Source organism: Microbacterium horticulturae (genome assembly GCF_029094505.1).
Taxonomy (GTDB): domain Bacteria; phylum Actinomycetota; class Actinomycetes; order Actinomycetales; family Microbacteriaceae; genus Microbacterium; species Microbacterium horticulturae.
This window is the reverse complement of record NZ_CP119108.1, coordinates 2,516,800-2,539,061: the sequence shown is the minus strand read 5'-3', so window position 1 is coordinate 2,539,061 and position 22,262 is coordinate 2,516,800. Positions and strand designations below refer to the sequence as shown.

General features: G+C 68.6%; 19 protein-coding genes. 9 read left to right on the top strand and 10 right to left on the bottom strand.

Going from position 1 to position 22,262, the window contains the following annotated elements; translation table 11 throughout:
• Position 1: 1 nt before the first annotated feature.
• Together PU630_RS12160 and ligM are read right to left on the bottom strand one after the other, a co-directional pair.
• A complete protein-coding gene (locus PU630_RS12160) occupies positions 2 to 1,570 on the bottom strand; it encodes an AMP-binding protein (protein ID WP_275277325.1) in 1,569 nt (522 codons plus the stop codon).
• 11 nt (positions 1,571 to 1,581) lie between these two features.
• Positions 1,582 to 2,988 (bottom strand): vanillate/3-O-methylgallate O-demethylase, encoded by a 1,407-nt coding sequence (gene ligM, locus PU630_RS12155; RefSeq protein WP_275277324.1) that lies wholly within the window; start codon positions 2,986 to 2,988, stop codon positions 1,582 to 1,584.
• A 199-nt stretch (positions 2,989 to 3,187) separates the two neighbouring features.
• Here ligM and PU630_RS12150 point away from each other — a divergent pair, with 199 nt between their 5' ends.
• Genes PU630_RS12150 through PU630_RS12135 form a run of 4 tightly spaced genes read left to right on the top strand, consistent with a single transcriptional unit; the run spans position 3,188 to position 6,722 of the window.
• Positions 3,188 to 3,943 carry a PIG-L deacetylase family protein gene (locus tag PU630_RS12150; RefSeq protein WP_275277323.1) on the top strand — a complete coding sequence of 252 codons (756 nt, stop codon included), beginning with the start codon at positions 3,188 to 3,190 and terminating at the stop codon, positions 3,941 to 3,943.
• On the top strand, positions 3,940 to 4,644 hold the full coding sequence (locus tag PU630_RS12145; RefSeq protein ID WP_275277322.1) for a 4-carboxy-4-hydroxy-2-oxoadipate aldolase/oxaloacetate decarboxylase: 705 nt from the start codon (positions 3,940 to 3,942) through the stop codon (positions 4,642 to 4,644). Before PU630_RS12150 ends, PU630_RS12145 begins: the two co-directional genes overlap by 4 nt.
• The gene (locus PU630_RS12140; RefSeq protein ID WP_275277321.1) at positions 4,634 to 5,704 is read left to right on the top strand and encodes a PrpF domain-containing protein; all 1,071 of its coding nucleotides are present in this window, start codon (positions 4,634 to 4,636) and stop codon (positions 5,702 to 5,704) included. Before PU630_RS12145 ends, PU630_RS12140 begins: the two co-directional genes overlap by 11 nt.
• Before the next feature lie 25 nt (positions 5,705 to 5,729).
• Positions 5,730 to 6,722, top strand: coding sequence for a VOC family protein (locus PU630_RS12135; RefSeq protein WP_275277320.1), 993 nt, complete (start codon positions 5,730 to 5,732; stop codon positions 6,720 to 6,722).
• A 213-nt stretch (positions 6,723 to 6,935) separates the two neighbouring features.
• Here PU630_RS12135 and PU630_RS12130 read toward each other — a convergent pair whose 3' ends face one another.
• Both PU630_RS12130 and PU630_RS12125 read right to left on the bottom strand, forming a co-directional pair.
• Positions 6,936 to 8,597, bottom strand: a complete 1,662-nt coding sequence (locus PU630_RS12130) for a class I adenylate-forming enzyme family protein (protein ID WP_275277319.1) — start codon at positions 8,595 to 8,597, stop codon at positions 6,936 to 6,938.
• A 119-nt stretch (positions 8,598 to 8,716) separates the two neighbouring features.
• Positions 8,717 to 9,823, bottom strand: a complete 1,107-nt coding sequence (locus tag PU630_RS12125) for a 5-methyltetrahydropteroyltriglutamate--homocysteine S-methyltransferase (protein WP_275277318.1) — start codon at positions 9,821 to 9,823, stop codon at positions 8,717 to 8,719.
• 202 nt (positions 9,824 to 10,025) lie between these two features.
• Here PU630_RS12125 and PU630_RS12120 point away from each other — a divergent pair, with 202 nt between their 5' ends.
• Complete coding sequence (locus PU630_RS12120; RefSeq protein ID WP_275277317.1) at positions 10,026 to 11,867, top strand: thiamine pyrophosphate-requiring protein; 1,842 nt, start codon at positions 10,026 to 10,028, stop codon at positions 11,865 to 11,867.
• 57 nt (positions 11,868 to 11,924) lie between these two features.
• On the opposite strand, the gene PU630_RS12115 is transcribed toward PU630_RS12120, so the two are convergent.
• The 4 genes from PU630_RS12115 to PU630_RS12100 are packed head-to-tail and all read right to left on the bottom strand — an operon-like array spanning position 11,925 to position 15,752.
• Positions 11,925 to 13,034: an enolase C-terminal domain-like protein gene (locus PU630_RS12115; protein WP_275277316.1), complete on the bottom strand. Its 1,110-nt coding sequence runs from the start codon at positions 13,032 to 13,034 to the stop codon at positions 11,925 to 11,927.
• Positions 13,031 to 14,686 carry a GMC family oxidoreductase gene (locus PU630_RS12110; protein WP_275277315.1) on the bottom strand — a complete coding sequence of 552 codons (1,656 nt, stop codon included), beginning with the start codon at positions 14,684 to 14,686 and terminating at the stop codon, positions 13,031 to 13,033. Before PU630_RS12110 ends, PU630_RS12115 begins: the two co-directional genes overlap by 4 nt.
• The gene (locus PU630_RS12105) at positions 14,683 to 15,390 is read right to left on the bottom strand and encodes a gluconate 2-dehydrogenase subunit 3 family protein (protein ID WP_275277314.1); all 708 of its coding nucleotides are present in this window, start codon (positions 15,388 to 15,390) and stop codon (positions 14,683 to 14,685) included. The genes PU630_RS12110 and PU630_RS12105 overlap by 4 nt, the downstream gene beginning before the upstream one ends.
• Positions 15,390 to 15,752, bottom strand: coding sequence for a hypothetical protein (locus PU630_RS12100; protein WP_275277313.1), 363 nt, complete (start codon positions 15,750 to 15,752; stop codon positions 15,390 to 15,392). Before PU630_RS12100 ends, PU630_RS12105 begins: the two co-directional genes overlap by 1 nt.
• 252 nt (positions 15,753 to 16,004) lie before the next feature.
• Here PU630_RS12100 and PU630_RS12095 point away from each other — a divergent pair, with 252 nt between their 5' ends.
• The 3 genes from PU630_RS12095 to PU630_RS12085 are packed head-to-tail and all read left to right on the top strand — an operon-like array spanning position 16,005 to position 18,663.
• Positions 16,005 to 16,946 (top strand): ABC transporter ATP-binding protein, encoded by a 942-nt coding sequence (locus PU630_RS12095; RefSeq protein WP_275277312.1) that lies wholly within the window; start codon positions 16,005 to 16,007, stop codon positions 16,944 to 16,946.
• Positions 16,943 to 17,839, top strand: coding sequence for an ABC transporter permease (locus tag PU630_RS12090; RefSeq protein WP_275277311.1), 897 nt, complete (start codon positions 16,943 to 16,945; stop codon positions 17,837 to 17,839). The genes PU630_RS12095 and PU630_RS12090 overlap by 4 nt, the downstream gene beginning before the upstream one ends.
• Positions 17,836 to 18,663 carry an ABC transporter permease gene (locus PU630_RS12085; protein ID WP_275277310.1) on the top strand — a complete coding sequence of 276 codons (828 nt, stop codon included), beginning with the start codon at positions 17,836 to 17,838 and terminating at the stop codon, positions 18,661 to 18,663. Before PU630_RS12090 ends, PU630_RS12085 begins: the two co-directional genes overlap by 4 nt.
• A gap of 250 nt (positions 18,664 to 18,913) precedes the next feature.
• On the opposite strand, the gene PU630_RS12080 is transcribed toward PU630_RS12085, so the two are convergent.
• Both PU630_RS12080 and PU630_RS12075 read right to left on the bottom strand, forming a co-directional pair.
• A complete protein-coding gene (locus PU630_RS12080) occupies positions 18,914 to 19,813 on the bottom strand; it encodes a PDDEXK family nuclease (protein WP_275277309.1) in 900 nt (299 codons plus the stop codon).
• Between the two features lie 343 nt (positions 19,814 to 20,156).
• A complete protein-coding gene (locus tag PU630_RS12075; RefSeq protein ID WP_275277308.1) occupies positions 20,157 to 21,605 on the bottom strand; it encodes an MFS transporter in 1,449 nt (482 codons plus the stop codon).
• A 197-nt stretch (positions 21,606 to 21,802) separates the two neighbouring features.
• On the opposite strand from PU630_RS12075, the gene PU630_RS12070 reads away from it, so the two are divergent.
• On the top strand, positions 21,803 to 22,237 hold the full coding sequence (locus PU630_RS12070) for a DUF2269 family protein (RefSeq protein WP_275277307.1): 435 nt from the start codon (positions 21,803 to 21,805) through the stop codon (positions 22,235 to 22,237).
• Positions 22,238 to 22,262: the final 25 nt, after the last annotated feature.

The window sequence follows — 22,262 nt, the reverse complement described above, 5'->3', positions numbered from 1 at the left end:
TTCAGCGATCCCGCGAGATCTCATCGCGCAGCCCGGCCATGTCGACCTTGCCGGTGGGGGTGCGGTCGAGCGAGGCGCGGAACAGGATGTGGCGCGGCCGCTTGTACCCGGCGAGCCGCTCGTCGACGAACGCGCTCAGCTCGTCGGCGGTGACCTCGCCCTGTCGGGCCACCACGGCGGTCACGATCTCGCCGAAACGTGCGTCGGGCACCCCGAGCACCACGGCGTCGGCCACCGCCGGGTGCTCGAGCAGCACTTCTTCGACCTCGAGCGGATAGACCTTCTCGCCGCCCGTGTTGATCACGGCGCTGCCGCGGCCGAGAAACTCGATGTGCCGGTCGTCTTCGACCCGCACCCAGTCACCCGGCATCACATGGCGCACCCCGTCGATGACCGGGAACGTCGCCGCGGTCTTCTCCGGGTCGCCGTGGTAGCCCAGCGGCAGCGCCCCGCGCTGGGCGAGGATGCCGAGGGCGCCAGGGCGTTCCTGCACCTCGTGCAGCTCCTGGTCGAGCACGACGGCGGAGGGGAACAGGCGCGGCCGGCCCGGCAGATCGTGCGCGCCGGTGGTCGTGGTCGCCGCGTATACCCCGCCCTCGGTCGAGGCGAGCATGTCGATGATCGTGATCTCACCCAGCGCGTGCAGGCGCTCCTTGGTGTCGGGGCTGAACCGCATGCCCGAGCTGATCACCGTCTGCACCGCCGGCAACCGCACTCCGTGGCGCTCGGCGGCCTCGACGAGTGGCACGGCCACGCCGTCGCCCGCCACGATGAGCCGGGTGGCGGATGCCGCGGCCGCGAAGTCCACCGCGGCGTCGGCGTCCAGCCGCGGCGACGAGGTGACCAGCACCGTGCCGCCCAGGGTGAGGGTGTTCATCGCGGTCGTCAGGGCCGTGCCGTGCAGAAACGGCGAGAGGGGCAGTGTCACCACCCGCGGAGTCGCCGGGTCGGCCGCGATGCGAACCGCGTCGTCCACGGTGCGCGGCCAGTCGGCCCCGATGACCGAGTAGGTGGGCGCCATCTGGGCCTCGAACATCTCCTGCTCGTCCCAGCGCACGGCCTTGGGGCGGCCGGTCGTCCCGCCCGTGTAGAGCCAGAGCTCGCCGTCGTCGGGCGGGGCGGGCAGAGGCGCGGGCACGGCGGTGAGCTGCGCCCACGACGGCTCGGCGAGCCCCGCGTCGAGGATCCAGACGACCGCCGCAGAGGCCGCGGCCGCGGCATCCCGTGCCGTCTTTTCGAGCGAGGTGGGCGCCAGCAGTATCCGTGCGCCGGCGTCGTCGATCAGATCGGCGACCTCGTGCGCCCGCAGCCGGTAGTTCAGCGGAACGGGCACGATGCCAGCGGCAAGGCACGCGAACACCGTGACGAGGAACTCGGGGCGGTTGTGCAGCAGGAGGGCGACGCGGTCGCCGGGCTGCACACCGAGGCGGGCGAGACCGGCGGCCAGCGCCCCCGCGTCGCGGGCGAAGCGCTCGTAGGTCCAGACTTCGCCGTCGATCGACCGGATGGCCTCGCGGTCGGGCACGGCGGCCGCGACCGCCTGCCAGACGTCGGCGTAGTGCGCGCGCATGGGCGGGCGGCCTAGAGGGTGCCGCTCGTGCGCCACCCGCCGTGATACTCCGTGCGGGCGGTCTCGGCATACGGGGTCGGGCTGACCACGGCGCGTACGGCGATCTGCTCGTGCGGCTCGACGGTCGTCTTGCGGGTACCGCCGTCGGGCTCACCCCAGACCACGCGCACCTCGGCGCCGATCGGCACGTCACGGTCGACGGTCGCCAGTGACAGACCGCGCTTCTCATTCGCGGTCACGCCGGTGAACAGGGAGAGGCCCACCGTGTCGCCGCCGGCGTCGATCACCGCGTCGTAGTTGCTGGAGCCGTAGTTAGCATTCGGGATGTCGAAGAACTGGTAGCCGGGGCCGGTGCGGTCGATGACCGACGCGAGGATCTTCGTGAGGTCCTCGTCGTTCCACGCGAGCGTGACCTTCTTGCGCTGCTGCTCGGGGTCGAGCTTCTCGAGCGCGTCGCGGCCGATGAAGTCGTGATCGAACTTCACGAACGACCCGTAGCCGAGGTCCCACGGGTTCAGGTAATAGTCCTCGATGTCATCGGAGACGAACGAGCCGGCGAGAGCGTTGATCGCCTCGTACCCGTTCGCCGGCAGCCACTCGCGGAACCGGCGCTCGATGTCGCCGCCGGTGTAGATCGCCGGCAACGGCGAGGGGATCCAGCCCGACTCGAGGGTGTTCGAGGAGTACGCCCGCGATCCGCAGGGCTCGATGCCGAACTCCCGCCCGGCTTCGAGGATCGCGTCGCGGATCTTTCCGTGCTCTTCGTACGGGCCCCACAGCTCGAGCCCGGGCGCACCGGCCATGCCGTGGCGCAGCGTGCGGACCGGGCTGCCGGCGATGGTCATGTGGCCCATTCGGAAGAACTTGACCTGTTCGACGGTGCCGCCGGCGAGCTTCTCGATGATCTGCCAGGCGGCCGGCCCCTGGATCTGGAAGCGGTAGTAGTCGCGCTGCACGGCCTGCCCGTACGGGCGCGAGGGGGAGCGGTCGTCGTAGCGGAACTCCACGTCGTACCCGCCGGTGGAGGCGTGGAACTGCAGCCAGTTCGCGACGGGGTTGCGACCGACGTAGACGTACTCGTCGTCGGATTCGTGGAAGAGGATGCCGTCGCCGATGACGCCCCCGGTCGACGAGACCGGCACGAACTGCTTCGCGGTGTCGACGGGGAAGTTCGCGAAGGAGTTGATGCCGGTGTCGCTCAGCAGCCGCAGCGCGTCGGGGCCGGAGACGAAGAAGTTCACCATGTGGTGCGTCTGGTCATAGAGCACCGCGGTATCGCGCCAGGCCTTCTGCTCGCGTCGCCAGTTCGTGAACTCGGCGGGCACCACCGGATAGATGTAGGTGCCCAGCTGGGAGTTGCGGAGCATCTCGACGATGTTCCCCTTCTCATCGAGCAGTTGCTGCAGGTTGTCTGCCATCGTGTCTCCTTCGACCTCGGGCTTCGCTCGGCGCACCACCGCCGATCAGTGCCGATCCTACGGAGCGGTGATGCCTATGTCCATAGTGAAGTGCGGCTCCGCCAAAATTGTAGACAATTTCTTGACCAATGACACCGGGTGTGCTTGTCTGGAGGGGACGGGTCCCACGGCCCGTGCGCCGCGCATTTCGAGGAGTCCCATGGCTGAGAGCGCCCCTTCCCTTCTGGTCGTCAGCGCCCACGCGGGTGATTTCGTGTGGCGGGCGGGCGGCGCGATCGCCGCGGCAGCGCTGCGCGGTGAGCGGGCGACGGTGGCGTGCTTGTCATACGGCGAGCGGGGCGAGTCGGCGAGTCAGTGGCTGGCAGGCAAGTCGCTGGAGGAGATCAAGGCCGTGCGCCGCGCCGAGGCCGAGGCCGCGGCATCCGCCCTCGGTGCCGACATCGTGTTCCTGGATCGCGGTGATTACCCGTTGCGGGAGACCGACGAAGCCGTTGCGCAGTTGGTGGACGTGTACCGGCGTGTGCAGCCGACGGTCGTGCTCACGCATACGCTGGCCGATCCCTACAACGGCGATCACCCGGCGGCGGCGCGGATGGCGTTGCAGGCGCGGGTGCTGGCGCAGGCGATCGGGGTGGCGAACTCCGACGGGTCGTATCCGTCGAAGGACGACATCATCGGGGCGCCGCCGGTGTTCTTCTTCGAGCCGCACCAGAGTGAGCAGTGCGACTTCCGTCCGAACGTGCTGCTGGATATCACGCCGGCCTTCGAGCGCAAGCGCGCGGCGATGGAGTGCCTGCCCGCGCAGAAGCACATGTGGGCGTACTACACCGATCTCGCGGTGCGACGCGGGGTGCAGGTCAAGCGCAATGCGGGCCCGAACCTGGGGCTGCCGCACCAGACGATGGGCGAGGCGTACGTACGCTACTACCCGCAGGTGACCGGAGTGTTGGCATGAGCACAGGTCCGGTGGTCGTGACCGACATCGCACGGACGGATGCCGCGACCGTCGACGCACTCGCCGTGCACGGTGTCGCCACGGTGCACGAGGCGATCGGCCGCACCGGCCTGGTGGGGCCGTCGCTGCGCCCGATACAGCACGACGTGCGCGTGGCCGGCTCGGCGGTGACGGTGCTGAGTCACCCCGGAGACAACCTGATGATCCACGTCGCGGTCGAACAGTGCCGAGCCGGGGACCTCCTCGTGGTGGCGACGACATCGCCGTCGACCGACGGCGCATTCGGTGAACTCTTCGCCACGGCGCTGCACTCCCGTGGCGTGCGAGGCCTGGTGACCACGACCGGAGTACGCGACACGGCCGAACTGCGGGCGCTGGGCTTTCCGGTCTGGGCGTCGGCGGTCAATGCGCAGGGCACGGTGAAGAACACTCCCGGCTCGGTGAACGTCCCCGTCGTGGTGGGCGGTGTCGTGATCACTCCCGGCGACGTCGTGGTCGCCGATGACGACGGGGTGCTCTGCGTGCCCCGGGACGACGCCGAGACCGCGCTGGCCGCCGCCGACGCGCGCTTCGCCAAGGAGGAAGCCGACCGTGCCGCATACGCGGGCGGGCAGCTGAGCCTGGACCGCAAAGGGCTGCGCCCGAGCGTCGCGGAACTCGGCATCGTCTATATGACGCAGCAGGAATACGATGCCCGCTGACCCGATCCACGACGGCCTGCCGTGCATGCTGATGCGGGGTGGCACCTCGAAGGGCGCCTTCTTCCTCGCCGAGGACGTGCCGGCCGACCCTGAGGTGCGCGACGAGCTGATGCTGCGGATCATGGGCAGTCCCGACCCGACCCAGATCGACGGGATCGGCGGGGCGCACCCGCTGACCAGCAAGGTCGCCGTCGTGTCGGCGTCGACCGAGCCTGATGTCGACCTGGACTATCTGTTTCTGCAGGTCGCCGTCGACGCGCCGCAGGTCAGCGACCGGCAGACGTGCGGCAACCTGCTGGCCGCCGTCGGTCCGTTCGCGCTCGAACGGGGGCTGATCAGCGCATCGGGCGACCGCGCCACGGTGCGGATCCGGCTCGTGAACACGGGTGATGTAGCCACGGCATCCTTCGCCGTCTGTGACGGCCGCCCCGATTACGACGGCGATGCGCAGATCGACGGGGTGCCCGGCACGGCGTGCCCCATCGACCTGCGAGTGGCGGGTTCCGGGCCGCTGCTGCCCACTGGGAACGCCGCCGACACCGTGGCCGGGCACCGGGTGACGCTGGTCGACAACGGCATGCCGGTGGTGTTGATGGATGCCGTGGACTTCGGTGTCGCCGGCACCGAGTCGCCCGCCGAGCTCGAAGAGAACGCCGCGCTGCGCGCCGAGGTCGAGAAGGTGCGGCGGGCCACGGGCCCGCTGTTCGGGCTGGGGGATGTGACCGGCCAGTCGGTACCGAAGATGTTCCTGCTGTCGCCGCCGCGGGGTGAGGGTGCGATCACGACGCGCGCGTTCATCCCGCACCGCGTGCACACCGCGATCGGTGTGCTCATGGCCGCATCGGTGGCCGCCGGCATCCGCATTCCCGGTGCGGTGGGCGCCGACCTCGCACGTCTGGGCGAGGGCCGCGACACCGTTCTCGAGCACCCGGCCGGCGCGTTCACCGCCCGGGTCGAGGTGGGGCAGGACGCCGAGGGCGTCTGGCGCGCAGCATCCACTTCTCTGCGCACCGCCCGCCAACTCTTCGACGGGCGCGTGTTCGCGCGCCCGCATCTGTGACCGCCCACGTCAAGGAGGACCCGCCATGGCACATCAGGAGAATTTCGATCTCGCGCACCTCGGCGCGATCGAGCTGTTCACCCCCAAGTTCGAGGAGAGCCTGCACTTCTTCCGCGACATCTGCGCGATGCGCGAAGTGGAGCGCGTCGGTGATTCGGCGTATCTGCGGTGCTGGGACGAGTACCAGCTCTACACGCTCAAGCTCACGGCATCCGACACCAACGGCGTCGGGCGCACGCTCGTGCGGGCCACCAGCGACGAGGCGCTCGCGCGTCGCGTCGCGGCCATCGAGAAGGCCGGTCTCGGCCACGGCTGGCGCGACCCCGAGGTCGGTGTCGGGCGCTCGTACGAGTTCGAAGACCCCGACGGGCACACGCTGGCTATCTACTACGACACCGAGCACTACGTGCCCGACGACGAGGATCGTCCGGCGCTGAAGAACCAGGCGTCGGCGTTCCCCGGCCGCGGCATCAACGCACGCCGGATGGACCACATCAACTACCTCGCCGCCGACGCCCACGCGGCCGGAGACTTCTGGGCCGACGTCATGATGGCGCGCGAGTCGGAGCGCGTGCGGATGGACGACGGCCACTTCTCAGCGCGCTGGTTCCGTTTTCACCAGAAGTCGTACGACGTCGTGTACTCCGAAGACTGGACGGGCGAGCGCGGGCGCTTCCACCACTTCGCGTTCGCGCCCGACAACCGCGAAGACATCCTCAAGGCCGCCGACATCTGCCTCGAGAACGGCATCTACATCGAGTACGGACCGTACAAGCACGCCATCAACCAGACGTTCTTCCTGTATGTGTGGGAGCCGGGCGGCAACCGCATCGAGTTCGCGAACGCGCAGGCGCGTCTGCTCGTTGACCCGGACTGGCCCGTCGTCGAGTGGACGCAGGCGGAGCGTGCCAAGGGCCAGGCGTGGGGCATGAAGACGGTGGCGACGTTCCACACGCACGGCACCCCCTTCGTCGAGAACCAGGAGGAGATCGACCGCCAGGCCCTCGAGGGCCACTGAGCGGGCCACCCGCCCGCCCGCTCTCCGCCGAGGTCGTACCCGTTTTCGCGAGGTCGTACCCGTTTTCGCGAGGTCGCACCGCACGAAATCAGGTGTTTTCGCGAGATCAGGGCGATTCGCCGTGATTTTCACCTGATCTCGCGAAAACACCTGAACTCAGGTGGGGTGAGCTGCGACGGTTCTCCTCTGGGCGGGGATGCCGCGGCCCGGTGCCTACGGCGCGACGAAGCGTCCGGCGCCGGCGTCGTCGGCCGCCTGCGCCCGGAGCTTGAAGTGCTGCTTCTTGCCGGTCGCCGTATAGGGCAGCTCGGTCACGAATGCATAGCGCCGGGGCCGCTTGTAGTCGGCGAGCCGTACGCTGGCACGCAGAAACGCGTCGAGCTCCGCGGCGGCGGCAGCGGCATCCACCAACTGTCCCTCCCGCGGCTGCACGTAGGCCACCACAACCTCGCCCCACTGCGCGTCGGGCAGGCCGACGACGATCGAGTCGGCGACGCCCTCGTGCCCGGCCAGCACTTCTTCGACCTGCACCGGGTGCACGTTCTCGCCGCCGGAGATGATCATGTCGTCCTTGCGGCCGACGATGGTGACGATCTCGTCCTCGTCCCAGGTGGCCAGGTCGCCCGGGTACACCCAGCCGTCCCGGAACTTCGCCGCCTGCTCCTCGGGATTGCCGAGGTAGGCGTACCCCGACTTCGTCGAGCGCATGATGACCTCGCCGACCTCGGTGCCGTCCTGGGCGGCGTGCTCATGCGGTTCCGACACCCGGTCGTCCTGCACGCGCACGACCGCGACGTCGTCGTCGAGGCACGCGCGCCCGGCGGCGCCGGCCGCGGCAGGCAGGTCGTCGGGGCGCAGGTAGGTGTTCCAGAACGCCTCGGTCGTCCCGTACCCGTTCGCGATGCGCGGGGTGAGCACGCGCTGATAGCGCAGCGCCGCGTCGTGGCTGAGCGGGGCGCCCATCGTGACGATGCCACGCAGGCTCGACAGATCGCGGGGGCGGGCCTCCTGCGCGTCGGCAAGCCGCTCGAGGTTCGTCGGCGCACCGATCACATAGGTCAACCGGTACTCCTCGACGGCGTCGAGCACGACCTCCGGGTCGAACTGGGGGAGCGTCACGACCTCGGCGCCGACGAAGAGCGCGGTGTTGGGCCCCGCGCAGTAGTTGCCGCCGCGGTGGAACCACGGCGACATGTTCATGGTCTTGTCCGTCGGCCCGAGCGGGAAGTGCATCGTCACGTCGTGCGCCGTGAGCATCTCGTTGAGGCTCGTCAGCGGCACAGCTTTGGGCATGCCCGTGGTGCCGCTCGTGTACAGCCGGCTGGTCTCATCCCAGGTGCTGGCACCCTCGGGGGCGTGGAAGGATGCCGCATCCGCCGCGAACAGATCGTCGAACGAGACCGCGCCCTCGATGAGCTCGCCGCCGACGGCGGCGATGATGCGCGGGCGGTGCGTGGCGATCTCGAGCGCCGTCGCGGCGGCCGCGGCATCCATTCCGTCGTACACGAACACCGTGGGCTTCACGGTGTCGAGGATGTGCGCGGTCTCGGCCGGCGCGAGGCGGAAGTTCATCGGCGAGCTGACGGCGCGCAGCCCCTGGGCGGCGATGTACAGGAACGCGAACTCCGGACTGTTCTTGAGCTCGTAGCACACGATGTCGCCCACGCCCACGTCGTGCGCGCGCAGACCCTCGACCAGCCGGCCCGTGACCTCGCCGAGCTCGGCGTAGGTCCACGAACGGCCGCTGGGCGGATCGGTGAGCGCCGGGCGATGGGCGTACCGATGCGTGTTGCGCGCGAAGGCGGCAGCCCAGGTGAAAGTGCTCTCGAAGACCCGCTGCAGCTCGCTCGGGTCGTACTCGGTGTTACCGGTCATCTGGCCACTCCCTGACATCTCCGTGAGGACGAGGTCAGCTTATCGCCGGGGGAGTGGCCGGGTGGATGCCGCGGGCCGACGCCGCGCATGCGTGTCGGCCCGCGGGCGTCGAGGGCTGATCAGCCCCAGACGTCGGCGGCGATGTCGACGACCGAGCGGATCTTCGCCCACTGCTGGTCTTCGGACAGCTCGTTGCCCTCTTCGGTGGAGGCGAAGCCGCACTGCGGGCTCAGGGCGAGCTGCTCGAGCGGAGCGAACGCGGTGGCCTCGTCGATGCGGCGCTTGATGTCGTCGGGGTTCTCGAGCTCGCCCGACTTGGTGGTCACCAGTCCCAGGACGACGGTCTTGTCGCCCTTCGGCAGGAAGCGGAGGGGCTCGAAGCCGCCGGCGCGATCGCTGTCGTACTCGAGGAAGTAGCCGTCGTACGGCACGGCGCCCAGCAGCTGCTCGGCGATCGGTTCGTAGCCGCCCGAAGAGATCCATGTGGAGCGGAAGTTGCCGCGGCACACGTGCGTGGTCACGACCAGGTCGTCGGGCTTGCCGGCCAGCACGCGGCCCAGAATGTCGGCGTAGCGCTCGGCGATGCCCGACGTCTCGATGCCGCGCGCGGCGGCCTTGTCGAGCTCGACCTGGCTGCACAGGTAGGCCCAGGCGGTGTCGTCGAGCTGCAGGTACCGGGCGCCCGCGTCGTAGAAGGCGGCGATCGCGTCACGGTATGCCTGCACGAGGTCGTCGACGATCGCGTCACGGCCGTCGTAGCCGCCGCCGATGTGATCGGGCTCGAGGCGGAAGTCGAGGACCGTCGGCGATGGGATCGTGAACTTCGGCGTCGCGCCGGTGCGCGCGGCGAGGTCCTTGATCGACCGGAAGTGGTCGAGGAAGGGATGCTGCGGGTTGAACCGGATCGGTCCGTCGACAGCCACACCGCGGGTCTTGGTCTGCACGCCCTGGAACTGGATGCCGTGGTCGAGCGCGACGATGTCGACGCCGTCGAGGCCGCCGAAGAAGTCGAAGTGCCACCACGAACGGCGGAACTCGCCGTCGGTGGCGACCTTCAGGCCGTTGCCGTGCTCCTTCTGCACGAGGTCGGCGATCAGCTCGTCCTCGACCTGGCGGAGCCCCGCGGCGTCGAGGGAGCCCTCGGCATGGCGGGCGCGGGCGTCTTTGAGGGCGGCGGGGCGGAGGAAGCTGCCGACGATGTCGGCGCGGTACGGGGGAATGCTCACCGGCCGATGCTAACCCGGGGCGTCGGCCCGCGGCATCCCTCCCGTCATAGTGAGTCATCGGGCGGCGTCTGTCCCGTTACGCGCGCGGAGCGCGAACCGCAACCCCCGTGCGCGCATCGTCGATCTGAGTAGCGTGGCCATGGCGGCGACGCGGGCGACGCTCGCGCTGCCGTACATGCAAAGCGCGACGAGAGGAGTTCGCATGCCGACGGTGAGTGATTTCGTGATCGGGCGAGTGCGAGAGTGGGGTGTCAGCCGGGTCTTCGGCTTTCCCGGCGACGGCATCGGCGAGTTCGACGGCGCGCTGGAGAAAGCACAGCGCGAGGGCGACGGCCTGGACTACGTGCGTCCCACACACGAAGAGATCTGCGCCTTCATGGCGACGGCACACGCGAAGTTCACGGGAGAGGTGGGCGTGTGCATAGCGACGTCGAGCCCCGGCGCCTTCCACATGGTCAACGGCCTGTACGACGCGAAGATGGACAACCAGCCGGTGGTCGCGATCGTGGGGCAGCAGGGGCTGAATGCGTTCGGCACGTCGAATCAGCAGGCGAGCCACCTCGAGCGCACGATGGCCGATGTCGCCGTGTACGTGCAGACGGTCGTGTCTCCCGCGCAGGCGCAGGCCGTCGTCGACACCGCGTTCCGCACGGCCCGCACCCAGCTCGGGCCCGCGGTGATCATCCTCCCGCACGATGTGCAGGGGATGGAGTTCACGACGCCGGAGCCGGAGAACTGGGTGTCGCGCTCGAGTGCCGTCGCACCCTCCACACGGATTCGGCCGCCCGAGGACGACATCCTCCGCGCCGCCGAGATCATCAACGCCGGAGAGAAGGTCACGTTCTTCGTCGGCCACGGCGCCAACGGCGCGACCGATGAAGTGCTCGAAGCGGCCCGGCGCGCCGGCGCGGGCATCATCACCGCACTGCGCGGCAAGCAGGTCGTCCCGGCCGACGTGCCCTACCACACGCAGCAGCTGGGCCTTCTGGGCTCCCTGCCCAGCTACCACCAGGTGAAGGACTGCGACACCCTCGTCTTCCTCGGCACGAACTACCCGTACGGCCAGTTCCTGCCGCCGAGCGGTCAGGCTCGGGCCATCCAGATCGATCTCAAACCAGAGCAGATGGGGCTGCGCTACCCGACCGAGCTGAATCTGTGGGGCGACGTGAAATCGACGCTCGATGCGCTCATTCCTCACCTCGACGTCACGACCGACCTCGAGTGGCAGGATCGGGTCGCCGCCGAGATGGTCGATTGGGAGAAGGAGATGACGGCGCAGGCGATGCAGACCTACGACGACGGGGTGAACCCTCGCCGCGTCTACCACGAGCTGAACCGGCGGCTGCCGGCGACGGCGATCGTGACGGCTGATGCCGGCACCACTGCCGATTGGTATGGCCATCACATCCGCCTGCAGCGCGGCATGATGGGAGACCTGTCGGGGCGCCTGGCGTCGATGCTCGCCGCGATGCCGTATGCGATGGCGGCGAAGTTCGCGTACTCCCAGCGGCCGGTGATCTGCACGATCGGTGACGGTGCGTTCCAGATGCTCGGCATGAACGAGCTCATCACGATCAAGAAGTACATGGCGCAGTGGTCGAACCCGCAGCTGATCATCCTCGTGCTCCACAACAACGACCTCGCCCAGGTGTCGTGGGAGATGCGCACGGAGGACGCGAATCCGGTGTGGAGCGCTTCACAGGATGTGGAATCCGTCGACTACGCAGGATGGGCCGAGCTCCTCGGCTTCACCGGCATCCGCGTGCACAGCGACGACGAGGTCGAAGCGGCCTGGGACCGGGCGTTCGCGACGCAGGGCGTAACGCTCATCGACGCCTACACGAGCCCGAACGTGCCGCCGCTTCCGCCGCACGTCACGTTCGAGTTCGCCAAGAACACCGGCGAGGCGCTGTTGAAGAACGACCCGCGCGCTCGCGACGTCATCCGCGACACCGCCAAGGCGGTGCTCACCGAGGGCGTCGAACGGGTGAAAGACACGCTGCACATCGGCAATGCGGACGATGAGGGGGATGCCGGTCGCTGAGCGGCGCGAGTCCCGGTCGTCGAGCGGGCGGAGCGAGCCGAACCTGCCCGGCGGGGACTAGCCCACCCGGTACGGTTCGGCGTCCTTCTCCCGCAGCGTGAGACCGGTGCCGGGAACATCCCCGGCGAGGTGGACGACACCACCTTTCGGGTCGGCGACGCCCTCGAAGAACATCTCCTCGATGCGCACGTGGTCGTGGAACCACTCCGCGTGCCGCACATTCGGCACCGCGGCGGCCACGTGCGCGTGGGCGTTCGGGGCGCAGTGCGCGGAGACGTCGAGACCGAGGGATGCCGCGACCGCGGCTCCCCGCATCCATTCGGTGATTCCGCCCACCCGGGTCACGTCCAGCTGCATGCAGTCGACGGCGCCCGCGGCGCACATCCGCTGCACGTACGGGATGTCGAACGCGTACTCGCCGGCCGCGACATCCGCCGTCACCGCATCGCGGACCTCACGCAGCCCGGCCAGGTCGTCGGAGGAGACCGGCTCTTCGAACCAGCGCACATCCTGGTCTGCGCACGCCGCGAACACCCGGATGGCCTGTTTGCGGGTGTAGCCGCCGTTGGCGTCGACGAACAGTTCGGTAGCAGCGCCGATGATGCGCCGCGCATCGGCGATGCGCTCGAGGTCGCGTGCCGCATCGTGCCCCCACGACTGGCCGATCTTGATCTTCACGCGCGGGATGTGCTGCTCGTGCACCCAGTGCCCGAGCTGGCCGGCCAGCTGCTCGTGGGAGTAGGTCGTGAACCCGCCGCTGCCGTAGACCGCGACAGCGTCGTCGGCGCCGCCGAGGAGGCGGAAGAGCGGCACGCCGAGCACGCGGGCCTTCAGATCCCACAGTGCCAGGTCGACGGCAGACAGCGCACAACCGGCGATTCCGGGACGCCCGATGTTGCGGATCGCGTGCGTCATCGCGTCGAAGTGGGCGGTCGTGTCGAGCGCGGATCCGCCCACCACGAGGTCTCGCAGGGTGTCGGCGATCACGGCGCCGCACGCCGGCGCAGCGTAGGTCCAGCCCAGACCGGTTGTCGCACCGGAGCGCGCGGTCACCAGGATCATCGTCGTCTGTGACCACGAGATCGTTCCGTCCGCCTCCGGCGCGTCCGTGGGAACCGTGTAGACGCGCACCTCGAGCGCATCGACCCGCGGACCGCCCCCGGTCATGCGAGGGCCCTTCTGCTGTGGGCCGACGAGGTGCGGCGCACCAGGCGGTCGGCCGCGCGTGCCGCGACCGCCATGATCGTGAGCGCGGGGTTCGCACTGCCTTGCGTGGGCAACACGCTGCCGTCGGTGATGAGCAGGTTCGGAACGGCGAAGCTCACACCGTCCGAATCGACCACGCCCTGTGTCTCGTCGGCCGCCATCCGGGCCCCGCCGACGAGATGTGCCGCCCGGTTGATCGTGATCACGCCCTTTCCGCCGGCGGCAGTGAGGATGTCCTCCATGACATGGCGCGCAGCATCCAACAGCATCCGGTCGTTCTCGCACTGGGAGTAGTCGAACCGGGCGACCGGCAGCCCGTACCGGTCGGTCTCGTCGGCGAGCGTCACGCGGTTGTTCGCCTGCGGGAGGAACTCGCAGAGCGCGCCCAGGCATGCCCAATGGACGTAGTCGCTCATGTGATGGCGGAGCGAGGCGCCCCAGTGGCCTTGTGCCGTGACGTGCTCGGCCCACGTGATCGGCAGGGGCGAGACGGTCTGGATCGAGAAGCCACGCTTGTACGGCTTCGCCGGGTCGGTTTCGTAGAACTCCTCGCTGCTGACCTCGGGCGGCGGGCCCTTGAACATCCGCACCTCTTCGTCGAACCGCGCCGCAGTCTGCGGGGCGCCCTGCACCATGAGATACCGGCCGACCTGGTCGAAGTCGTTGCACAGACCGTCGGGGAATCGCGTCGACGCGGAATTGAGGAGAAGCCGCGGGGTCTCGATCGAATACCCCGCGATGGCGACCATCCGCGCCCGCTGAAACCGCTCCTTGCCGCGGTACAGGTAGTGCACGCCGGTCGCCAGTCCGCTGCGTTCGTCGACGGCGACCCGGCTGACCATCGCGTCGGCGCGGATCTCGGCGCCGTGGTCGAGAGCGTCGGGAACGTGCGTGACCAGCGGCGACGCCTTCGCGTTGACCTTGCATCCCTGCAGGCAGAAGCCGCGGTAGATGCAATGCGGCCGGTGGCCGAAACGGCCGTTGGCGATCGCGACGGGACCTACCTTCGCGGTGATGCCCAGCGCGAGTGCGCCGCGCTGGAACAGCTCGCCGTTGCCGGAGACCGGGTGGGGCCGATGCGGATACGAGTGGGGATCGCCCCATGGCCAGTCCTCGCCTGCGACCGGCAGTTCGCCCTCGATATCGGAGTAGTAGGGCTTCAGGTCGTCGTAGGCCAGCGGCCAGTCCGCACCCACGCCGTCGTCGGTGAAGGTGGAGAAGTCGCTGGGGTGGAACCGCGGCGTGTACCCGGCGTAGTGCACCATCGAGCCGCCCACGCCGCGGCCCGAGTTGTTCGATCCCAGCGGTACCGGGTCGGTGCCGCCGATCACACGGCTCTCACCCCAATAGAGGTGGTGCGAGCCCGCCTCGTCGCTGACCCAGTCGCTCTCGGGGCGCCAGAACGGCCCGGCATCCATCGCCACGACACTCCAGCCCGCACGGGCGAGCCGTTGCATGAGGGTCGACCCGCCGGCCCCGCAGCCGACGATGACGATGTCGACCTCATCCGTGTCGGCGAAGGTGCGCATCTGCTCACGCAGTCGCGGCTCCTCCCGCGAGCCGTCGGGAGTGAGCAGCCAGGCGGACTCGTTGCGGTCGCGCACGTCGCTCATCGCTGTTCTCCCTTGTCTGGCGCGTGTCCTGATCGGGAGTGTTCAGATGGGGCGTGTTCTGATTGGGCATGTTCAGATGGGGCGGCCGGGCCGAGCTCGGGGTGCGCGTCGTGCACTTCGAACCCTTCGAGCCGGTCGACGCCGATGTTCTTGTATCCGCGCGGATACGCCGGTCCGTCGAAGCCGATCTCATCCCACGCCGAGGGATGGGAGTAGAACGCTGTGCACGCGTACCGCGTCCACAACGACCACACGCGGGAGGCCGCGTACCCGTGCCAGTCCTGGTCCTCACGTGCGTTGATGTCGTTCAGGATGGCGGACTGGTCGTCCCACGCGCACTCCGCGAACCGTTGCCCGCAACGGGTCCGGGCATCGTCATCGAGGAACGCGAGGGAGTTGCGCCATGCCACGTCATCGGGTGGAAGATCGGCGTAGTGCCACCCGTCGGTCTGCTCCTCGGCGAGTCGGGTGTCGACCAGCTGGAACACGGGGACGCGGGGGTCCTCCCGCTGATCGAGCAGTTGATCGAACAGCGCCCGCGCCGTCGCCTCTTCATCGGGAGTGAAGAACCGCGGATCCGGCAGTCGGCCGGCCCGCGCCGCGACGACGGCCTGCGTGGCCTGGTCCCATTGTGCAGCGTGGGCGAGCACATCGAAGCCGGGAAAACGGCCGCCTCCGCTCTCGGGGTCCAGCGGCAGCGTCATCATTCCTCCCGCCTCAAGATCGCAGCGAGCACCCCCATGCCGCCGACCAGGGTGACCAGCAGCGGCGCCAGCAGCGGCGGGCCCATCTCGAGGTTGTACCGCAGGTTCCGCCACCCGCCCGGCTTCTGCCCCACGCCGCGGGCGTGCAGCCAGACACCCTGCAGCCCGTTCGCGACGATGGTGAGGGATGCCAGGGGCAGGGCGGTCTTCGCGAGGCGCTTGCTCGCGACGCCGGCGATGCCGGCTGCGGCGCCCACGGGGCCGAGGACGACGGGCACCCACATCCATTTGTTTCCGAAACTCGCCTTGTCGTGCTCGAAGAAGATCTCCCCGGCCGTGACCAGCGCGCCCGCCGCGGTCAAACCGGAGAGACTTCGCTCAAAACGTCCTGTTTCGACGTTGCGGACCATCCGGTCGATGGCGTGGATGGGGTCGGACGTCCTGGGTCCGGGTCGCGGCCGCAGTCGTGGCATGAGGCCTCCTCGCTCCGATGGGGTATGTCGTCAGAGTCCCTCTGTGAAGAGGGTTTGGCCAGGGGATTGCGATGTGATCCGAAAAGTGTCAGCCTGACGCTGTCGGCTGCCCGGGGCGTCGCCACTGGTTAGAGTGGTCCGGTGCCCGCCGATGTGATCCGAGCTGCGAACCTTGTCAAGACATACAAGGTCAAGGGAAAGCCCGACTTCCGCGCCGTCGACGACCTCAGCTTCGAAGTCGCTCCGGGAGAGTCGTTCGGCCTGCTCGGGCCCAACGGCGCGGGCAAATCGACGACCATGAAGATGGTCGGCGCAGTGTCGACACGCACGTCGGGCGAGCTCGAGATCCTCGGGCTCGACCCGAATCGCTACGGACCCGAGATCCGCTCGCGCCTGGGCGTGGTGCCGCAGGACGACAACCTCGACGGCGAGCTCAACGCCCGCGAGAACCTCTACGTGTACGGGCGCTACTTCGGCATGCCGGGGCGTGAGTGCGCGCGCAAGGCGGAGGAGCTGCTGGCGTTCGCCCAGCTCGAAGAGAAGGCCAAGAACAAGGTCGACCAGCTTTCCGGCGGTATGAAGCGGCGCCTCACTATTGCGCGTGGGCTGATAAACGACCCCCGCATCCTGCTGCTCGACGAGCCGACCACCGGACTCGACCCGCAGGCGCGGCACATCCTGTGGGACCGCCTGTTCCGCCTCAAGGAGCGCGGCACGACCCTCGTGCTCACGACGCACTACATGGACGAGGCCGAGCAGCTGTGCGATCGGCTCATCGTGGTCGACAAGGGGCGCATCATGGCGCAGGGCACCCCGTCGTCGCTCATCCGTGAGCACTCGAGCCGCGAGGTGCTCGAACTGCGGTTCGGCTCGAGCCGCAACGAGCACGTCGCGCCGCAGCTGGCCGGCATCGGCGACCGCGTCGAGGTGCTGCCCGACCGCATCCTCATCTATGCGTCCGACGGCGAGGCGGCGCTCGACCGGGTGACGGCGGCGGGGCTCCAGCCGATCACGAGCCTGGTGCGCCGCTCGAGCCTTGAGGACGTCTTCCTGCGGCTGACCGGAAGGTCGCTGATCGAATGACAGACCTTCGTCAGGCTCACGAACCGGAGAAGGCCCACCCCTCGCTTCAGGAGTTGCGGGCCGAGGCGCTCGCGCACGGGCGCAAGCCGCGCCGGTACGGCTCCTGGTACGCGACCGAGCACATGCTGCGGGCCATGCGCGCCTACGGCTGGACGATCGTGGTCGGCGCGCTCGGGCAACCGCTGGTCTACCTGTTCGGGCTGGCGATCGGCCTGGCCGCGCTCATCCAACAAGACATCCCGACCGCCGGCGGCGGCCACGTCTCCTACCTCGTCTTCGTCGCCCCTTCGCTGCTGATGACCGCGACGATCGCGGTCGCCAGCGAAGAGTTCACGTATCCGGTGATGGCCGGATTCAAATGGCGCCGCTACTTCTACGGCTTCAACGCCTCGCCCCTGGGGTCGCCGCAGATCGCGAACGGCGTCATCGTCGCAGCATCCGCCCGCATGTTCTTCGCCGCGGCCGCGTACTACCTGTTCATCTGGGGATTCGGCGCCGTGCTGCCGGTCGTCACGGTCCCGGCCCCGGCGACGGCGTGGCTGTCGGTGTTCATCGGGCTTCTGGCCGGGTGGGCATTCGGGATGCCGCTGCTCGCCTACGCCGCGTCGCTCGAAGAAGACACGGGCCAGTTCGCGCTGGTGCAGAGGTTCGTGTTCATGCCCATGTTCCTGTTCTCGGGCACGTTCTTCCCACTGACGAACCTGCCGATCTGGCTGCAGTGGATCGGCTGGATCTCGCCGCTGTGGCATGCGACCGAGCTCGGCCGGATGGCCAGCTTCGGGGCGCCGGTCGACCTGCTCATGCTCGCCGTGCACCTCGCGTACCTGCTCGTGCTCACCGGGGGCGGCTATCTTCTGGCCCGTCGCGTCTTCACGCGGAGGCTCGCGAAATGACCGCCGTGATCGAAGACGTCGACACCACCCGGCGCCGTGGTGGCGTGCGGGCGCTGTGGTCGGGCAACCCGTGGGCCGTCGTGCAGCGCGGACTCATCGCCGCGCGCTCCTCGAGCTGGGTCGTGATCCTCTCGGGATTCTTCGAGCCCGTGTTCTACCTGGCGTCGATGGGCATCGGACTGGGCGGTCTCGTCGGCGACGTGCAGGTGGGCGCCGCGGTCTCGGTGCCGTACGCGGCCTTCATCGCGCCGGCCTTGCTGGCGGTGTCGGCGATGAACGGCGCGATCTACGACTCGACGTGGAACGTCTTCTTCAAGCTCAACTACGGCAAGCTCTACGAGGGGATGCTGGCGACCTCGCTGGGCCCGCTCGACGTGGCGCTGGGCGAGATCCTCTACGCGCTGCTGCGGGGGCTCGTGTATGCGTGCGGGTTCATGATCATCATGCAGGCGTTCGGGCTCAACCTCGCGCCGACGGCGATCCTGGCCCTGCCGGCCGTACTGCTGGTGGCGTTCGGCTTCGCGAGCCTGGGGATGGCCGTCACCAGCTACATGAAGACGTTCCAGCACATGGACTGGATCAACATCGTGCTGCTGCCGATGTTCCTCTTCTCGGCGACGCTGTACCCGATCTCGATCTACCCGCAGTGGATCCAGTCGGTCATCATGGCGTTCCCGCTGTGGCACGGCGTGGAACTCATCCGGGGACTCACGACCGGGGTGATCGGGCCGGTGATGCTCTGGCACATCTTGTACTACGTGGTCATGATCGCCGTCGGGCTCGTCTTCACGACCAAGCGCCTGCGCGCCCTGTTCTTGGACTGAGGGGATGCCGCGGCCGCGGCATCCCCCGTCCTCCTCTCTCCCGCGAGCTCGCGGCTCGCGACATCCCTCCCGCCCCTCCCGCCCTTCTCGCCCTCTCGCCCTTCTCGCCCTTCCCGCCCTTCTCGCCCCTCTCGCCCTTCGGGAACGATGACTTGCCGCAAATGGTGGGTCGATGGCGCGTCTGACTCGCCATTTGCGGCAAGTCATCGACAGCCCAAGGCGCGTGGGCCTCAGGTGAGCCACGACGGGATCAGCCGCGACGCGCGATCCCGCCGCGCAGGTCCGAGAACAGCTGTGTCGTGTCGTCGAGGTCCGCCTGGGTCACGGGCAGGTAGGTCCACCCGAGTGCTTCGAGGCGGCGTCGGCGCTGCAGATCCTTGCGCCATTGCTCCTTGTCGGAACGATGGTGATCGCCCTCGTATTCGATCGCGATCTTCAGTTCCGGGTAGGCGAGATCGACGCGGGCCACGAACTCTCCGTCGGCATCATCGACGACGTGGTTGACCTGCGGTGCTGCGAACCCGGCCTCGATGAGCAGCACCCGCAGTTCGGATTCCTTCGGCGACTCGGCACGTGGGTCGAGCAATGCGTATGCCCGTTGCAGCACGCGCCGGTATCGTCGCGCCGGGTGAGCGTCGATGACCTTCTTCACACCTTTGCGCGCGGATTCGCCACCACGTCTCACGATGACGTCGCCCACCGCGACCAGCTGGGGGAGTGTGAGCATCGAAGCGAGGTCACGAAAGGTGCGCTCTGGCGTCGTCGCCCGTACGCCGGCGCGGGTATCGACGTCACTCTCTTTGAGTTCAGCCTGGTGCCCGCGCACGTGTTTGCCGCGTGGTGCACGCGTGCCGGTCGGTACGGTCACGTCGAACACCGTCGCTTGCTCGAGTGCGAGGGGCAGTGGCAGGTCACGCAGGCGTGCAGCCGTCACGTGGCTGCACGCGGCCAATCCCGGAAGACGGCCGAGCAGCGCGGCGCACTCGTGCCCGAACGGAAGCACGACCCCCGCTGGAGAACGGACGCCGTGGTGCGGCCGGATGAGATCTTGCGCGCGGGTACGGCTGCGCGGGATGCCGTGGGCAACGGCCGTCGCGACGGAGAAAGACTTTCCGACGAAGTGCGCGGGGAGAGGAGCACGTTCGGCCACCCGACCAGCATGGCGCGTGCGCCGGATCCGCCGCCGAAGTTATCCACAGGGCGACGGCGTGCGAGTCCTGTCCATTGCGCGGTCTCGCCGCACCCTCGCCGGATGTGTACGGCACCCGCACTTCTTTGGCCACCCCGTTGTCGCGCGCCGCCGCGTCATCCCGCCCCGTCCGCGCCTGGTGAGGGCTCGATGACTTGCCGCAAATGGTGAGTCGATCGCACTCATGACTCGCCATTTGCGGCAAGTCATGAAAAGGGGATCCCGAAGAATGTGGACGGGGCGGGGGAACGAGAGAGGAAGGGTGGATGCCGCGGGCCGCGGCATCCACCCCCGAGAAAAGCCCTCAGAGCGAAGCGGTCTCGCCGAGGCCGAGGCTCGCGTCGTCGTAGTCGACATCCTTGGTCTCGCGCGACAGCAGCAGCGCGATGAGCGTGAGCACCCCGGCGCCGCTGAGGTAGACGCCGACGAGCCACGGCGATCCACCGGCGGCGGCCCACAGCGCGACCGCGATGATCGGTGCGAGCGCCGCACCGAGGATCGACGACACGTTGTACGCGACGGCAGATCCCGTGTAGCGCACATTGGTCGGGAACAGCTCGGGCAGCAGCGCTCCCATCGGTCCGAACGTGGCGCCCATCAGCGCGAAGCCGAAGATCAGGAACGCCTGCACGAGGGCCCCCGTGAACTTCGGGTCGGCCTGCGGCAGCAGGAATACAGTGAACACCAGGCCGAACACGATGATGCCCCCGGTGACCCAGAGCAGCAGCTTGCGGCGGCCGACCGCATCGGCGACGGGGCCGGCCAGCAGCGTGAAGACGCCGAAGAAGATCACACCGATGATCTGCATGAGCACGAAGTCGATGTACCCGAACCCGAGCCCGGCGACATAGGTGGACGGGTCAAACGCGGTACCGGCGGTCTCGGCGGCGGCCTTGGCGCCCTCAAGCGTCGCCTTGGTGCCGTACGAAAGCGTGAAGTTCGTCATCAGGTAGAACAGCACGTAGGTGGCCAGCATGATGAACGTGCCGAGGATGAGCTGTTTCCAGTGGCGGCGCAGAGTCTCACCCAGCGGGAACTTCTGGATCGCACCGGTCCTCTCGGCTTTGGTGAACGACTCCGACTCGACGAGTTTGAGGCGCACCCACAGGCCGATGATGACCATGACCGCCGAGAACCAGAACGGCACGCGCCAGCCCCACGACAAGAACGCCTCCGACCGCTGCAGCGCGCCGTCGGGGTGGGGGAGCGCGACGTTGATGACCAGGAAGATCGTGTTCGCGATGATGAAGCCGAGCGGCGCGCCCATCTGCGGGAACGTACCGTACCAGGCGCGTTTGCCCCGGGGCGCGTTCTCGGTGGCCACCAGCGCCGCGCCCGACCACTCGCCGCCGAGCGCGAAGCCCTGCGCGAGGCGCAGCAGGAGCAGCAGGAGGGCGGCCCACCAGCTGATCGACTGGTAGGTGGGTAGGCACCCGATGAGGAAGGTGGCGATTCCCATCGTGAGAAGGGATGCCACCAGCGTGGCCTTGCGTCCGAATCGGTCGCCGAAGTGGCCGAAGACCATGGCGCCGATGGGGCGGGCGATCATCGCCGCGCCGAAGACGCCGAACGAGGCGAGTAGGGCGGTGGTGTCGTCACCGGTGGGGAAGAAGAGGATGGGGAAGACGAGGACCGCGGCGGTGGCGTACGCGTAAAAGTCGTAGAACTCGATGGTGGTGCCGACGAGGCTGGCCAGGACCACGCGCGAGCGCGGGTTGGCCGGTGCCGTCGTCGTCGCGACAGAAGCAGACATGCAGAAGGGACCTATACAGATAACGAGCGAGGTCCTTGTGGGACGTGCCGGTGGGCGACGTCCGGCGCAGGGGTGACGCGTCGGGCGGGCCGACACTGGATCACCGGAAACGCCGGCGGATTCGCCGGCGTCACATCCATCCTAACCGCGTCGCGGGCGTGGTCCCGGCGACCTTCAGTATGACGTAAGCTCGAGGTATGGACACCGTCATGACCATCCTGCACGTCGGCACCGCCGTCTTCATCGTCGGCCCGATGGCGATCCTTCCGATGACCGGCCTGCGCGCGCTGCGCTCGGGCAACGCAGGCCAGGTGCGTACCCTGGCCCGCTCCACCGCGATCTTCTCGTGGCTCTCGCTGCTGACCTTCGTGTTCGGCTTCGGCGCCATGTCGCTGGCGCCCGAGCAGTACGGGCTCAGCATGACGACCCCATGGATTCTCTGGTCGATCATCCTGTACGCGATCGCGTTCCTGCTGAACGTGTTCCTCGTCGTGCCGCAGATGAACAAGGCGGCCGAGGCCGCCGGCGAGGCGGGCGCGAAGCCCGCCGGCTACGGCGCGATCGCCGCGGGCAACGGCATCTCGGCGCTGCTGCTCGTGGTCGTCGTGATCCTCATGATCTGGAAGCCGTAACCCGCTCCACCACGCGGCGTACGAC

What these genes read in the sequence shown, in the direction of transcription:
- PU630_RS12090 (WP_275277311.1), top strand. Translation starts at nt 16,943, where the DNA reads ATGACAGACCTTCGTCAGGCTCACGAACCGGAGAAGGCCCACCCCTCG.
- PU630_RS12160 (WP_275277325.1), bottom strand. Translation starts at nt 1,570, where the DNA reads ATGCGCGCGCACTACGCCGACGTCTGGCAGGCGGTCGCGGCCGCCGTG.
- PU630_RS12150 (WP_275277323.1), top strand. Translation starts at nt 3,188, where the DNA reads ATGGCTGAGAGCGCCCCTTCCCTTCTGGTCGTCAGCGCCCACGCGGGT.
- PU630_RS12075 (WP_275277308.1), bottom strand. Translation starts at nt 21,605, where the DNA reads ATGTCTGCTTCTGTCGCGACGACGACGGCACCGGCCAACCCGCGCTCG.
- PU630_RS12070 (WP_275277307.1), top strand. Translation starts at nt 21,803, where the DNA reads ATGGACACCGTCATGACCATCCTGCACGTCGGCACCGCCGTCTTCATC.
- PU630_RS12130 (WP_275277319.1), bottom strand. Translation starts at nt 8,597, where the DNA reads ATGACCGGTAACACCGAGTACGACCCGAGCGAGCTGCAGCGGGTCTTC.
- PU630_RS12145 (WP_275277322.1), top strand. Translation starts at nt 3,940, where the DNA reads ATGAGCACAGGTCCGGTGGTCGTGACCGACATCGCACGGACGGATGCC.
- PU630_RS12110 (WP_275277315.1), bottom strand. Translation starts at nt 14,686, where the DNA reads ATGAGCGACGTGCGCGACCGCAACGAGTCCGCCTGGCTGCTCACTCCC.
- PU630_RS12085 (WP_275277310.1), top strand. Translation starts at nt 17,836, where the DNA reads ATGACCGCCGTGATCGAAGACGTCGACACCACCCGGCGCCGTGGTGGC.
- PU630_RS12135 (WP_275277320.1), top strand. Translation starts at nt 5,730, where the DNA reads ATGGCACATCAGGAGAATTTCGATCTCGCGCACCTCGGCGCGATCGAG.
- PU630_RS12115 (WP_275277316.1), bottom strand. Translation starts at nt 13,034, where the DNA reads ATGACCGGGGGCGGTCCGCGGGTCGATGCGCTCGAGGTGCGCGTCTAC.
- PU630_RS12105 (WP_275277314.1), bottom strand. Translation starts at nt 15,390, where the DNA reads ATGACGCTGCCGCTGGACCCCGAGAGCGGAGGCGGCCGTTTTCCCGGC.
- ligM (WP_275277324.1), bottom strand. Translation starts at nt 2,988, where the DNA reads ATGGCAGACAACCTGCAGCAACTGCTCGATGAGAAGGGGAACATCGTC.
- PU630_RS12140 (WP_275277321.1), top strand. Translation starts at nt 4,634, where the DNA reads ATGCCCGCTGACCCGATCCACGACGGCCTGCCGTGCATGCTGATGCGG.
- PU630_RS12120 (WP_275277317.1), top strand. Translation starts at nt 10,026, where the DNA reads ATGCCGACGGTGAGTGATTTCGTGATCGGGCGAGTGCGAGAGTGGGGT.